General features: G+C 43.5%; 10 protein-coding genes. 4 read left to right on the top strand and 6 right to left on the bottom strand.

What is annotated here, in order from left to right; all coding sequences use genetic code 11:
- The first annotated feature begins 74 nt into the window (after positions 1-74).
- Complete coding sequence (locus tag AC1MBV_RS10315) at positions 75-3155, top strand: ATP-binding protein (RefSeq protein ID WP_480948199.1); 3081 nt, start codon at positions 75-77, stop codon at positions 3153-3155.
- Between the two features lie 47 nt (positions 3156-3202).
- Complete coding sequence (locus AC1MBV_RS10310; protein ID WP_480948198.1) at positions 3203-6229, top strand: ATP-binding protein; 3027 nt, start codon at positions 3203-3205, stop codon at positions 6227-6229.
- A gap of 111 nt (positions 6230-6340) precedes the next feature.
- On the opposite strand, the gene AC1MBV_RS10305 is transcribed toward AC1MBV_RS10310, so the two are convergent.
- Positions 6341-7237, bottom strand: a complete 897-nt coding sequence (locus tag AC1MBV_RS10305) for a DMT family transporter (RefSeq protein ID WP_480948197.1) — start codon at positions 7235-7237, stop codon at positions 6341-6343.
- Positions 7238-7398: 161 nt separating this feature from the next.
- Positions 7399-9732 carry an RNA polymerase recycling motor HelD gene (gene helD, locus AC1MBV_RS10300; RefSeq protein WP_480948196.1) on the bottom strand — a complete coding sequence of 778 codons (2334 nt, stop codon included), beginning with the start codon at positions 9730-9732 and terminating at the stop codon, positions 7399-7401.
- A 542-nt stretch (positions 9733-10274) separates the two neighbouring features.
- On the opposite strand from helD, the gene AC1MBV_RS10295 reads away from it, so the two are divergent.
- Together AC1MBV_RS10295 and AC1MBV_RS10290 are read left to right on the top strand one after the other, a co-directional pair.
- Entirely contained in the window at positions 10275-10667 is a 393-nt protein-coding gene (locus AC1MBV_RS10295; protein WP_253060569.1) for a hypothetical protein, read from the top strand.
- A gap of 104 nt (positions 10668-10771) precedes the next feature.
- Positions 10772-11281 carry a hypothetical protein gene (locus tag AC1MBV_RS10290; RefSeq protein ID WP_255747797.1) on the top strand — a complete coding sequence of 170 codons (510 nt, stop codon included), beginning with the start codon at positions 10772-10774 and terminating at the stop codon, positions 11279-11281.
- A 7-nt stretch (positions 11282-11288) separates the two neighbouring features.
- Here AC1MBV_RS10290 and ybaK read toward each other — a convergent pair whose 3' ends face one another.
- The 4 genes from ybaK to AC1MBV_RS10270 form a co-directional block, all read right to left on the bottom strand.
- Complete coding sequence (gene ybaK, locus AC1MBV_RS10285; RefSeq protein ID WP_255747935.1) at positions 11289-11741, bottom strand: Cys-tRNA(Pro) deacylase; 453 nt, start codon at positions 11739-11741, stop codon at positions 11289-11291.
- 592 nt (positions 11742-12333) lie between these two features.
- Positions 12334-13356, bottom strand: a complete 1023-nt coding sequence (locus AC1MBV_RS10280) for a PTS sugar transporter subunit IIC (protein ID WP_480948195.1) — start codon at positions 13354-13356, stop codon at positions 12334-12336.
- Between the two features lie 534 nt (positions 13357-13890).
- Positions 13891-14499 carry a DNA-3-methyladenine glycosylase gene (locus AC1MBV_RS10275; protein ID WP_480948194.1) on the bottom strand — a complete coding sequence of 203 codons (609 nt, stop codon included), beginning with the start codon at positions 14497-14499 and terminating at the stop codon, positions 13891-13893.
- A gap of 32 nt (positions 14500-14531) precedes the next feature.
- Positions 14532-15185: a M15 family metallopeptidase gene (locus tag AC1MBV_RS10270; RefSeq protein WP_255747801.1), complete on the bottom strand. Its 654-nt coding sequence runs from the start codon at positions 15183-15185 to the stop codon at positions 14532-14534.
- Positions 15186-15190: the final 5 nt, after the last annotated feature.

Genomic DNA, 15190 nt, shown 5'->3' with positions numbered 1-15190 from the left:
ATACGGCTATTCAATTTGCGAAACCGAACTGATAGAATTACAAGTAGTCGAACAAGTTCAGGAGTGACCCTACTATGCATCGTGTGTTTGCCTTTTTTACCGTCCTCTTTTGTTATATCGGTCTCTTTTTAATTTTTTTATCTTTGGCGCATTTTTACGATGTCAACGGGCCCACGGCAAAGAATGGAGTCATCAACCTCGATCATTGGAATTTTGAAAAAAGCGGCAATGTCCGATTAAATGGTATGTGGCAGTTCTATCCCAATCAACTGCTTACACCCAGGGCTATTCATTCCGGACAAGGCAAAAATCCATTGATGGTAAATGTTCCTGAAAACACGCGAAATCCTATATCGAAAACCAGTTCTGAGACGCAGGCAGGCACGTATCGGCTCTTAATTCATTCGGAGCGCGGCGGTCAAATCTTTGGTCTGCGCACAATCGTCATTTACAGCTCAAATCGGGCTTATATGAATGGGCATTTAATTGGGCAAAGCGGTAAACCATCTCTTGACAGCACCATGCAGGCATCGCTTCGCCCCTATGTGACTTACTTTCCATTAAAAAAAGGAATAAATGAACTCGTAATCCAAGCTGCCAGAGCGGAGGGCAGCAGCGGTCAAGGAATAACGAAACCGATTGTATTGGGTACACAAGAAAAAATGGCGCGCAGTCACGACTTTGCTTTATTTAATGATATGCTAATGATCGTCGCCTTCTTTTTCATGAGCCTGTACTTTTTCGGTTATTACTTTCAGCGCAGGAAGGATATTCATCTGCTGTTCTTTTCAATATTTTGCTTATTCTTTGCAGTTGTTATTTCCTGGATCAGCCAGAGCCGTGTTATCTATCTTTTTAACCCAAGTCTCTCATTATCAGACCTGACAATAATAGAGTGCGCGACCACGATCGGCATTGGTATTTCAGTTCTTCTCTACCTTTATTACGCCTATCCGAAGTTGGTTTCCAAGAAGATTTTGATCTTTGGAGCAGCACTCTCGCTTTTCACGCTGATCCTGGATTTTTTGCCTTTTGATTTTCTGTCATCATACTTGGCCTACTATCTTCACTCGTTTTTGGCCGTATTCATATTAGCTTATGCTTCCTATATTTTTGTTCTTGCGATCATCCAGCGCATGGAAGGGAGCATTTACCTGACAATCGGCACATTTTCAATGAGCACCTTTGTCATTATCACCACCATTAGTGCTTACAACTCTAAAAACTCTTTTTCGGTGTACTCCATCTTTTCATTAATTTTCCTGCTCATGCTTTCACTCATGATGTCCAAGCGGTTCTCGAACGCTTTTGCGCGGAGCGAGACATTGGCCGAGGAACTAATTAAAAACGACAAACTTAAGGATGAATTTATCGCCAAGACCTCCCATGAGTTCCGGACACCGCTCAACGGAATCATTAATACTGCGCAAACTCTGCTGGCAGGAAAACGCGATCGAAAAATTAGCGAGGAAGCCGATAAAATTCAAATGATCACGCGGATCGGCTATCGACTGTCCGCCTTGGTCAACGACATTCTGGATATGGAAAAGATCAAGCAAGGCAGTCTGACGCTTAACCTTATTCCATTAGAAGTCGCTACAACCGCGAAAACAGAGCTGGCTTTCTATAAATTGCTTGCTGAAAAAAAGGGATTGACGATTGTCAATGAGATTCCTTCAAACCTGCCGCTAGTCTATGCCGATGAGAATCGCTTTCGACAGATTCTAAACAACCTTGTGGAAAATGCGGTCAACTACACTCAGAGCGGACAAATTACTTTACGTGCTTGGCGAAAGGGACGCGCAGTTGAAGTCACGGTTTCCGATACCGGCATCGGTATTCCTTCCTCAGAATACGAGCGGATTTTTAACTCCTTTGAACGAAGCGATGAACTCAACCAAAGCGAAGGCGCTGGGCTTGGTCTCAGCATTGTCAAACAGCTCGTTGAATTGCAACAGGGGACAATTTGGTTTGATTCGGTAGTTGGAATTGGAACGACTTTCCATTTCACCATTCCTGTTTTTGATCGACATCAAACGATCAAACCCGGAGCGGCAGTCCGTCTTGTCCCAACGCAGTTGAATTTGAACGCAACCAGTGATTCAGCTGTTCCAATTCTTGTTACTCCTTATCACTCACGTTCCGTTCATGCGCCTACCATTTTAATTGTTGATGATAACTTGGAGAATCTCAAAATATTGATTGATATGCTTGAGAATATTCCATACAATGTCGTTGCTGTGAAGAATGGAATGGAAGCACTGACGAGCGTGTCACATGCCAAGCCGGATCTTGTTATTCTCGACTTAATGATGCCGGGCATGTCCGGATTCGATGTTTGCCGAAAAATCCGCGAACAGTACAGCCTAATCGAATTGCCTGTGTTGATGCTGACCGCGGCAATCATCAATGATGACAAGCATTACGCATTCCGAGCAGGTGCCAACGATATTTTGCAAAAGCCTTATAATTTTTCCGAGTTTTCCGCTCGTATTCGCGGATTGATCTTGATGAAACAGGTAGCCAATCAAGCGACAAACATGGAGGTTGCATTCCTTCAGTCACAGATTCGCCCCCATTTTCTCTATAATGTCCTTAATTCAATCATTGCGCTGAGCTATGAGGATATTGAAAAATCACGTGAAATGACGGCTCAGTTCGCGGCCTACCTGCGCGGGAGCTTTGACTTTCAAAACACCTCCGCGATGAGCACATTCAAAAAGGAATTAGCACTGGTGGGATCCTATTTAAAGATTGAGAAAATGCGTTTTCAAGACCGGATTCAAATCAGCATGGATATCGATGAAACGATCGATTTTCCATTGCCTCCGCTGATGATCCAGCCGCTTGTAGAAAATGCCGTTCAGCACGGCATCGGCAAACGAAAAACAGGCGGGCGGATTACACTATCTGTCGCGCAGCATGATCATGAATATGAGATTTCGGTAACAGATGATGGCGTTGGTATGAACGAAGACGAGATAAAAAGCATCCTGTCACAAAATCACGGCCGAAGCGTCGGTTTGAAAAATATTAACGAACGACTGAAGCACTATTTTGGATCTAAGCTCATGATTCAAAGTGCCGTCGGTCATGGGACAAGCGTTTCTTATAAAATAAGTGTTAATCAACCATCAGAAGAATCGAGCAACTGATTGCGAACGGGACAACTTAGATTTTTACAGAAGCAAGGGATGCCGCAATGAAAAAAATAGCAATCTTAAGCTTTATAATACTCGGCTACACTGCTTTGTTCTTAGTCTTTCTTGGTCTTTCAAATTTATCGGAAAACAGCCATTTCAAAGCAAAGCGCGGCGTACTCAATCTGGAACATTGGAATTTCGAGAAACAAGGAAACGTACAATTAAATGGTGAGTGGACCTTCTACCGTAATCAATTATTAACGCCAAAGGACATTCATTCCGGCTCAGGGAAAGATCCCATTTTCACAAAAGTTCCTTACAACAATATTGGTGATCCTTCTAGCAGACAGCGTCCCGATTCCGGCACCTATCGACTGATTATACGGACAGATCTGGAGCATCAACTATTTGGAATTAAAGTGCCAATTATCTACACGGCTAATAAAGTATATATAAACGGTCAATTAATCGGTCAAAGCGGGCAGCTCGACCCGGAACATTTCGAGCCGAAAACCGCCCCCTACGTTCGCTATTTTCCAATTAAAAAAGGCAATAACGAACTGATTATTCAATTTTCCAATTATAAAATTATAAACGGCTGGGGGATTGCCAAGCCGGTCTCGTTTGGTACAGAGCAGCATATTTCTCAAATGAGAGACTTTTCACTGCTGGCAAGCTGTCTGGTCATCGTGCCCTTTCTCATAATGGGTTTATTTTACTTTGGTCATTATCTCCAAATGAGAAAACAGAAATCCTTTTTATACTTTTCCTTGATGAGCTTGTCTACCGGAATTATGCTCGCCACGTTCGATCTCGAAGGAATTCTCTATATTCCTTTCCCGTGGCTTCCCTTTTGGCTGCACGCACGTTTGGAAGGCACGTTTACCGTTCTAGGCTTGATGATGATCATAATGAGCCTCGCCTCCTCATATAAAGAGCTGACTTCAAAGAAAGTCATCCTAGCTGTTCATAGCATTGGCAGTGCTCTGATCTTTATCAACCTGGTTTCTATAAAATTGACAACCAGTTATTTTTTAATTTTCTTTGGTTTGCTTGCCGTATTTACTCTGATTTACACCACCTACATATTTATATTAGCCGTTATGCGTCGAATGGAAGGCAGCGGTTTCCTTATTATCTGTGCCTTTTCATTGAGTTTCAGTACACTGACTTCCATACTCAATGCATACAATGCTGGACAAATTCTTGCGTTGAACTCAATTTCGGCCGTCGGCTGCATTCTTTCGCTATCTCTTCTGATGTCGCAGCGTTTTGCTCGTGCATTTCATCAGACTGAGGAGTCGACACAGAAACTGTTGCGAATTGATACACTCAAAGACGAATTCATCGCCCGCACTGCCCATGAATTTGAAAAACCGCTTGGCGGAGTTCTTACAACTTCTCAAGCGTTGCTGAAAAGCAAGGGCAGCCATTTGGTGAGAGAAGAGCACGATAAAATTGAAGCCATCATTCATATGTGCTACCGCCTCTCCGATCTTGTCGGCGATATTCTGGATCTCGAAAAAATCAGTCAAGGAATGATGACGCTGAATAAGAGTCTCATTGACATTTCCTCCTTGATCAATCTCGAGATGTCCTTTTACATACAGCTTGCTGAAAAGAAAGGATTGCATATTGAGAGCATCTTGGCCGATGACCTTCCACCTGTGTGGACTGACGGCAATCGATTGCGGAAGATCATAAACCATCTATTGGATAACGCTGTAAAATACACCCATCAAGGAAAAATTACAATCACTGCAAAACGGCTGGACAATGAGGTGGAAATCATCGTGGCCGACACCGGAGTCGGAATTCCCAGAGCAGCATATCAAGCGATCTTTGATCCTATACAGCAGGCAGAGACCCATGAAAAAGAGGGAATAGGTCTCGGCCTAAGTATTACAAAAAAACTAATTGAACTTCTGGGCGGAAAAATTTGGTTTCATTCCATGATTGGTACTGGTTCTGATTTTCATGTTACAGTACCGCTCTTAAATCAAAAAAAGGAAAAGGTCAGCAAACCGAATCGGATGAATCATAAAATCACAGAGCCGGTTCCGGTAAAACCCTTGACCACACCTTACTATTCTCAGCAGACAAACGCACCGACTCTCTTGGTGGTCAATGATGATCCTGAAGATTTAAAAATGCTTGTCACGATGCTGGAGAAAGTTCCCTATAACATTATTGCTGTAGAAAATGGCAAGGAGGCTCTTTGGGTCATCTCCCATGAAAGTCCGGACCTCGTTATTCTGGATTTGGTCATGGCCGGCATGTCCGGATTTGATGTCTGCCGCAAAATTCGCGAACAGTACACCATGACCAGCCTGCCCGTATTAATGCTGACTGCCGCAAGTATAAATACAGACAAACATTATGCGTTCCGCTCGGGTGCAAATGACATTTTGCAAAAGCCTTATAATTTTTCGGAGTTCTCAGCGCGCATTCGTGGACTCTTACTTATGAAAAACGCAGTGCGTCAAACAACAAATATGGAGGTTGCTTTTCTCCAATCACAGATTCGTCCGCATTTTCTATACAACGTTCTTAATTCAATTATTGCCCTCAGTTATGAGGACGTTGAGGAGTGCCGTGAAATGACTGCGCAATTTGCTGCGTACCTGCGCGGCAGCTTTGACTTTCAGAACACATCTGAAGTAAGCTCGTTTAAAAAGGAACTGGCTCTCGTCCAATCCTATTTGGCAATTGAAAAGATGCGATTCAAGCACCGGATTCACGTTACTGTTGATGTCGATGATTCGCTTGATTTCCCGTTTCCGCCACTTATGATCCAGCCCCTTGTCGAAAATGCCATACAACATGGGCTTGGCAACCGCAAGAAAGGCGTTCAAGTAGCTTTGACCGTTCGCCGTGAAAGCAAAGCCTGTATCATTCAAGTTACGGATGACGGCGTTGGCATGACCGATGAACAGATACAAAGCGCGCTAAGTAGAAATAATGGACACAGCGTCGGATTGAAAAGTATAAACAGCCGAATGCAACATCTCTACGGCACCGGATTGCTGATCAAAAGCGCGGTTGGACACGGTACAACGGTCACACTGCGTATACCAGAGAAGTAAAGGATGTGCCGATCGAAACACGTATTCTTCAAAAAAGAAGCCATTCACTGCATGCAGCGAATGGCTTCTTTGACTATCTATAGGATGAAACATTTGATTCGTTCTAAGTATTTACGCGGGCTGGTTCTGTTCTTTACTTGCTGAGGATCTTCTATTTGTTAAATAAACACCAATGACGACCAGTACACCGCCTAGGATTTGCGGTATCGTTATCGGATTGCCTAGGATCAAGCTGATTAATGCAGTAAACACAGTCAGCAGGTTCAAGTAGATGCCGGAGCGGCTGGCGCCAACAGTGTGCACAGCACGGTTCCAAAAAATAAACGAGCAGACCGATGGAAGGAAGGCGATGTACATGATGCCTACGGTGGCCGTACCACTCAGATGGTAGGAAAAACCCGACACCAAAAAAAATGGAAACAGCACAATTAATCCAAGCATCGCTGACACTGCCGTTGCGGCAATCAGCGGAAGCTTTTCCATCTTCTTACCAATTAAAGTGTAAAAAGTCCAGACGGTTATTGCTAGAATCATAAGCAGATCACCCTGATTATAGTGAATGGTGAACACATGCAGCAATTCACCGCGTGTCAAAACGAGCAGCACACCAATTAAGGAAACAAACAGACCAAATCCGTTCACATGCGACAGCTTTTCCTTCAGTAACCACACTGCAAAAATAGCAATCATCGCCGGATTTATTGAATTTACAAGGGCGGCATTTAACGATGTTGTGAAACGAAGTGCTTCGTACAGCAGCACATTGTAGCCGACAATGCCGAGCAAGGAGAGAATCAACAAGATCTTCCAACGTTTCCAAACCTCGCGCCATTTTGGTTTTTCGATCACCTGTGCCAGAGGGAACAAAACAAGTATGGCTAGTGCCCAACGCACAAAGGTCATCTGAATCGGCGTCATTTCACTCACTACGTACTTGCCAAATACATAATTTCCCGCCCAAAACAGGTTGGCGAGGATAAGAAAATACACAGCTTGATACTTCTTCACAAGTACAGTTCCTCCCTAATGTAAAGTTTGCAAACATGCAGACCCTGCGAACGGCAATTGAACGTGCCCTCCGCCTTTCTAGTGTATTAAAAAAGGGAGTGGCAAAAAATGCCACTCACCAGTTAGCCTAAATAAACTTGTCCCTTCAAACAATCAAAATGCTACTCGCTGATGCGTGTTCGCAAATAGTGTTCGGTTGGAACCGAATCAAGGAACGGACTCGCCTCGCCGCTGGAGAGCAGAACCAGTTCATGCATCGCACGTGTACATGCTGTATAGAAAATGGTTCGCTCGCTTTCACGACTATAATTTTCGGATGAAGCGTCATAGATAATCGCCGCGTCGAATTCAATTCCCTTTGCCAAATAAGTAGGAATGATGATAAAGCCTTTATCAAATTGATAAGTCGCTTGAGTAATCAATTTAACATCAATCTTCTTTTTCAACAACCTATAGGCTTCCCGGCATTCCTTCATTGTTTTTCCGATTAGGGCAAAGGTTTCAAAGCCATTCTGCTGAAATGAAGCAATTTTATCCAAAATGATTGATACTTTATCCGATTTACCCGCTGCATCAATCCATTCAGGAAGCTTTCCACTGCGATCAAAGGGTTCGATTTGTTCGCCTCCCGGCACAATTTCCCGGGCAAAATTCATAATTTCCTTTGTCGAACGATAGCTGCGCAGCAGCGTCAGCTTCTTCACATCCTCAGCATTATAGAGATGTTCCGAAAGCATTGTGTCTGCGTCTAGACTCTGTGCGTAAATCGCCTGATTCAAATCGCCGAGAATCGTCATCCGGCAACGTGGAAAAGCGGCTTGAAGGTAAGCTAATTGCGCCGGTGAATAATCTTGCGCTTCATCAATGATCAAATGGCGGATTTCGTGGTTCCCTTTTCTTCCTTGAATCTTTTCTTTCATATAGAGATAGGGTACCGCATCCTCCCACGGACAGTCGCCTTCCTCAAAGCGCATCCGTGTTGAACGGCAGATGTCTGCCCAACGGTCAGGTGCTGAATCCTCGTTATAATTCTGATAGAAAATTTCACTATACACTTTTTGGCAGTTCACAAAATCGAGCTGCTTTACTCGTCGTCTCAACTTTTTCATTCGCCGATTCATGACAATTTTGCGCAGCAACTGTTCTTCACGATCATAATCATCAAATGTTTCCTCACTGAACTGCTTTTGTTGCTGCAGTTTCTCGAAGATGCTCGCATAGTCCGATTTGTCCAGCAGTTCTGCCTCTTCAAGTACCCAGTCTTCTTTTCGTTCACGTTTTGAAAAAGCGGCCATGCGGCGCAGCAGCCAATCACGCACTTGTTCCAAACGGTTCAGCAGTGTTTGTTCATGCGGCAGCGCATAGAAATAGTTCCCGACTTCCTCCCCGGAAACAATCACTTGATCGCGGAATGTAATGTTTCGAAAAATCATTCCTTCAGACTTCAAGTGCTCCAACCAATGATCAATCATATCTCGATAAGCAAGCGACGCTTTAAAACGAATACCGGTTAGTCTCGTCTTTAATTGTTCTCCATCGGCCATCGTTAGGCAGCTTTCCGTTTGATCAAATGGATTTTCCAATTGAAGATCACTGCCGATACGTTCCTCAATAAAATCCTTGAACGTTGTCTGCACCACATTTTCTTCACCTAATTCAGGCAATACATTAGAAATAAAGCTGGAAAAGAGTGGATTTGGTGAGAAAAGCAGCATATTGTCCGAACGCAGTGTTTTGCGGTAACGATACATAAGGAATGCGACTCGCTGTAATGCAGCAGATGTTTTTCCACTGCCCGCAGCTCCCTGCACGATGAGGTAACGATCCGTTTCATTTCGAATAATTTGATTCTGTTCTTTTTGTATTGTTGCAACGATACTCTTCATTTGAGAGGAGGCACGACCGCCGAGTACAGCTTGAAGCAATGCATCGCCAATCGTTAGCCCCGTATCAAACATGCCCTTTATTTTGCCTCCGCGAATAATAAACTGGCGCTTTAACGTCATATTTCCACGCACTTCTCCATCTAATGAGGCATACTTCGTTGGACCCGGTGCGTAATCATAGTACATACTTGCAACCGGCGCCCTCCAATCATAAATTAGAAAGTCCTCATTTTTCGCGTCCATCAGTGACCCAATTCCGATATAGAGATGTTCTGCCCGACGTTCATCTTCTTCACGGAAATCAATACGGCCAAAGTAAGGCGTGTCTTGAAGTCTGAACAACGTCTTTAACTCCTTATTCATTTGCCCGTGGCGGCGTTCGCGTTCCGACAGCAATTCGGCTTGCTGCTTAATGCTTGCCTGAGTTTCATATACGTCGTCTGTTTCATCCAAGTTGACTGTGACGTCATCCCAGAAATTTTTTCTCAAATCAACGATTCCTTGCTTAACATCGCTTTTTTTCCCCGTGATCTTCTCAACTTTTTCTCCAATAACATCTATAACCTCATTAATGCGCTCTTGTTCTTGCTTTCGTTCACTTTGAGCCATAAAAGGAACACCTCTTATTGTTTGATCTTTATAAAAAATGGTATATTTTATGAAAATCAATCTATTTCACTTGACTTAAATAAGATATTATGGTATATTAAACTTTGATTTTTTAATTTATAAATTGACCCTTATTGAGTTATAACTATAACATGCACCGACGGAAACTTCAATATCCGTGCACATTCCGATGTGATTTTTTCGGTCAGTTTCTTTACTATATTCGGTCACCAGCCGGAATGAATCATAAGGCGCGCATTGAATAAAAAGAATCATTTTACAGCGTGCTAAAAAAAGGTTACTCTTAATGTGTAACCTTTTTAGAATAGGCTTCAGCAAGTCATTGTTTAGAGAAATACAATTATTGATGCAGTTTAGTAATAACGGCATCGGTTTATAATAAGATCGCTTAAAAAGCAAACGCTTTCTTTTGGCGAAATGATGAATTTAGGACAGACAATGTTTCGGTATGCCAGACGAAGGCATATAATTAGAAGGGATCTTTTCCGCGAGGATCCAATTGACGAGGAGGGTTTCATTCGATGAAAACAATCAGCAGCATTCAGGATCTCAGAAAAGCACAAACTGCCATTGAGAATTTCAAGGAAAGCTACCCGAACACATTCTATCGGCTGTTGCATCTTGTGAATTTCACACGGCAGCTTCAATTTAAATATGAGTACCTTTGCGGTCTGATGCTGGGAAAAGATGCCTATGCCCTGCAATACGCCCCCCACTTTGTTCAAAGATCAATTATTGATCTGTATAAAAATGAAATTGAAAAAATTCACAAGCATCCTCAAGGACTGCGTGCTTTGGAACAACTGATGAACGCCCATCTTGAGATCGGCTATGAAAATTTTTGTTTGCTTGTTCGCGGAAAATCACCTGAAGAAATTAAAGGAATTTATTCAAACAATCGAATCATTAATTGATTTTTTATATTTGGAGCTAAGAGAAAAAGAAATTCGGTTAGAGGGGCGCTCCTCCGGCGCCAAGTTTTCTCATCTTTTGTTTTTAACCCGGGAGCGCGCTCCCATTGCTGCATTGGAAGAAGGAAAATGATATGATTTGCGCTCCTGTATTTTTTAATAATGCGACGTTCCCAGTCTTCATGTTTTATTTCCTTCCGCCTTTGTTCGGTTTGGCTGCAATAGCAAATTTGGTTCTAAATGGTATCGTTTTTTTTCTGTCCACTAAATTTTTCAGTATTAAAGCTCGAGGTACCGAGTCATTTCGCATGATCTTCGGTCTCTGGCTGATCAGCCTGATTGCTAACTTATTTGGATCACTGTTTCTTGCCTCTGTCGGTGTACTCAGCAAAAGAATTCATGTAGCGCTCATTGATTTTGACACCATCTATTCATCACCGATAAGTACCTTGATGTTTGCCGTTGCCGTTCTGCTTTCCGGTTTGATCATCTATGCATTGGACTATTTTTATTTGAGTACCTATCTCACAAAAAAACAAGCCGCAAGAGTTGCGCTTTTTTTCGCAATTCTTACGGCACCTTATCCGTTTTTAATTCCTGCATCTCTTATTTATTAAATGTTCATTATCTAATAATGTCTGCCAATTCAGCATGTGCCGCCTTCACTAAGTCGTCAACATCTAACAGGATTTGTACGCCTTTTTTACCACCACTGACAATGATGGGATTAATGGATTGTGCCGAGGCATCAATCACTGTTCTGTATTCCTTCTTCATCCCGATTGGCGAGCAGCCTCCTCGTACATAGCCCGTATGTTTCTGAATATCTTTGACATGTATCATTTCTACCTTTTTTTCAGATACTCTTGCTGCTGCTTTTTTTAAATTGAGCTCTTCAGCAACAGGAACAACGAATACGTAGTATTCGCCGCTATGGCCTTGCGTCACGAGTGTCTTGAACACCTGCCGGGGATCTTGTCCCAGCTTCTGAGCAACAGACACACCATCAATAAGTCCATCACTAATGTCATAGGTTTGCACGTCATAGCTGATCGCTTCTGAATCCAATAAACGCATGGCGTTTGTTTTCGCTTTTGCTTTCGCCAACTTCTCACATCTCCTCTAATACCGGGTGCTGCCTCTATATTATCACCATATATTCCTATATGTGTCCAGCCCATATCAGCTAAAGTCACAGACGATTTCTGCGAATGAATTGAGCCTCTTTTAGGCATTGGTTTGTGTCTTTACGGTGCTGAGTCATTGCTTCGGTTGCTCGCATCAACTGAGCGCGACCGCGGGCGCACCGCGGGCCTCCTCATACATTTTCGTATCTGCGGGGTCTCGCTGGCACCTGATCCCGCAGGCGTCTCGCTCCTCCGCTTTGATTCTCGGCCAAGGCACTGGTTTATTCGTTTAAATACGGGGCAAAATCTTATACTTTCTTATCTTGTAAGAAAACCGAGCAAAAAATTCATTTTCTAATTAAACGGAATTTTTCCGTTTAGTTCTCAGATCAGCCGCTTACCTGATCGCCCAACCGAATCTTATGACCATATCATCGTACCAACAAGCCAAAACGATAAACTTTCTTACCTAAAAAAAACTGCAGCGATATCCTTGATCGCTGCAGTCAACATTTTCTCTCTGTAGTTTTTTGTTCGATTAATTATTGCACTTCCATGTGGAGGTCGCCGGCTTTAACCCAACCGAACAACTTGATCACACGATAGAGCACGATGGTGATGACACCGGGAATTAAGACGCCTGCGACAACAAATGCCATCAGACCTTTAACTCCTTGTAAGGCCAGTATGTTCAAAGGAGCGATGAATGAACTGAGGCCGAGTCCGCCAAGTTCGTAAGGCACCTGGAAATGAAGGAGCATGGTTGCGATTGGTGCACTGACTACCGCCGCAACGAACGGAGGAATAACAAGCTTCGGATTTTTCACGAGATTAGGGAATTGAACCTTAGGTGTAACAAGAGCTTGTGCAAAGAAACCGCCAAAGTCATTTTCCTTAAATGACATCACTGTAAATCCAACGAATTGAACCGTACATCCGATCAGCGCGGCAGCACTCGAAACCGGATCAAGCTGAAGCGCAATCGCCAGTGCCGCTGATGAAGCAGGCGACATCAGGAATATGCTCCAAACCAGTGCGATAACCATCGAAGCGATGAGTGGGGAACCCTGTACAGAATGGGTAATCATCGCACTTACTTGGTTCAGCGCCGGTGTTACGACTAGTGCAAGACCGTATCCGCAAATTCCGCCTACAAAAATGGAGGCAAACGGAATCGCCATCATATCGAATTTCGTTCTTCCACTGATTTTCTTACCGACAAAGACCGCGATCACGGCTGCGATAACACCACTGACCGGCTGTCCGGGAGCTATCGTTAATACTTGGGGTACGGCCGACTGAATCACGATAGCATTGGCACCAACTGCCGCGCAAGCCATCGCGCTAAACATGGTCAATGTATTTGCCCTTAATTGATAAGCAATACCTGCGCCGATCGCCGGAGCAAGCAGTACTTTGGCTGCGCCGCCGATTACCATAAACGGATGGTAGCCGGTAAATTTGCCCAATGTTTCAAAGAGAAGCCCCATACCTAATGTTACTAAGATTGCGTTGGCAATACCCGCCGAACACTTATACATTCGATCCATAAAATAATCCTTCATTTTCTGTTTCCTCTCTGCATTCATCCTTTTTCGCTCCTTAATAATTTTTTTCTCTTATGATTTAAATAATCAAAATATTCCGCCACAAAAGACCCCAATTAAGAATAGATATGACACTTTGCAACCCACTTGACTGATACCACTGATCGAACACCGAAAATCCGAATAAAAAAACCCATCCGTGATTTTCTCGGATAGGCGCTTCTTCGCGATTGCTTGAGCGCCTATTTTTGACGATGATAAGCTAGACTCAAACAATTCCATTTTAATTAAATGGTCTTTGCTTCAGTCTTTTATGTGCGCAATCGCAAAATAATTCGAATCAAGCCTTTCACTCGTATGTTGTTCACAACGTGTGCCATTATTCTCACTTCCTATTTTTCTGACTTTTTGTGGTTGACACTGATATTATCAGACTTTATCAAAGTTGTAAATACCTAATTTGCAATTTAAATTAAAATTTTCTGTGAAAGCCCTTTTAATTAAAATTTCCCATTCTATCAGCATTTTTACTTATTTTTACTGTTAGATTATCTAACATTTCTTTACTTTTCGTGTTTTGGAGACATAAGGATTACCGGAAACCCAATAGCGCCATGGATAAAATCGTGCATCTCCCGTATTGTCAATGCCGACACGCGGACCGCTTTCAATTTGGTCGGGAACAAATCCCGCCGCAATATAAATTGGCGCTTCCGTTAACAGGCGTCCATAATCTTCCTTGGTAATATTCAGCGCCTCGGTCAGCTTGCCTGGCCCGTTGGTTCGATTTACAGCCTGTTTCACGCGATGCCGCCTTGATTTAATGAGTTGCAATCCGTCGCACGGCTCTACAGCACGGATCAGAATCGCTTCCGGAATATTCGTCAGCCCGCTTACAACATTGACCAGTGTATGTGTGTGCATCATAAAGGTATAGACATGTCCTGCAGATGCAAACATAATTTCCGTTCGCTTCGTTCGTCTGTTTCCAAAGCTGTGCGCTGCACGATCTCCAGCGCCCATGTAGGCTTCCGTTTCAACGATATATCCTGAAGCTGCACCCTCCGGCGATTCTTTAACAAGCAGACAGCCAAGCAGCGCCTTCGCCAAATCTAGAGTCGGCTGTTGATAGAATTCGATTGGCATAGGTTGGTAAATCATGTCTGATCCTCCAAACATTGTGAACGATTTGTTCAGCGTACAGGTTCGATGCCTCGGTACAGGGGAGCAGATCGATGCTCCTCGGCCCATGTGCGGTCGCCATATGAATAATGCCACCATTCCGACGGATTATGCGTGAATTCGGCGCCCTCCATTATGTTTTTCAGAAAACGGCGATTGTCACGAGCTCGCCGTTCTTGGTCAGAAAGACCTTCTTTGTCTTCATAAAAATCCAGATAAGCCTCTTGGTGAAAATCATCGAAATCGGTCCCCATCTCCAGCCACCCATTGTTATCAGCAAGGGTCAGATCGATCGCAGAACCGGTGTAATGAGGTGCCGGCTTAAGCGGATCCGTTGAGGGATAGGCAACAAAACCCGGCATTTCTCGAGTAATTTTCTCTTCGGAGTACCCGGCGTCCCGAAATTGGGAAATGGTACGGTCATAAATAAATCTCTGCGTCTCGATCGACCGCCATCCATCGATCAACACAAAGGACATGCCTTCCGGAAGCCGTTCGACAAGCGTAATTATTTTTTCTGCTACGCCTTGACGAAGAAATAAATCTTGCGAGGTTCCCGGCATTTTTTGTAAAAAATAAGAAGGATAGATGTTAATTTTTGATGAACAATGTGCCATAGAAACCAGTGGCTCGTCCTGCTTCATCCATGTTTGACGCTCATTCATGCAAA

The organism is Sporolactobacillus sp. PKPK-6 (genome assembly GCF_056678885.1).
The sequence above is the reverse complement of the archived record's forward strand: the minus strand, read 5'-3'. Positions and strand labels throughout refer to the sequence as shown.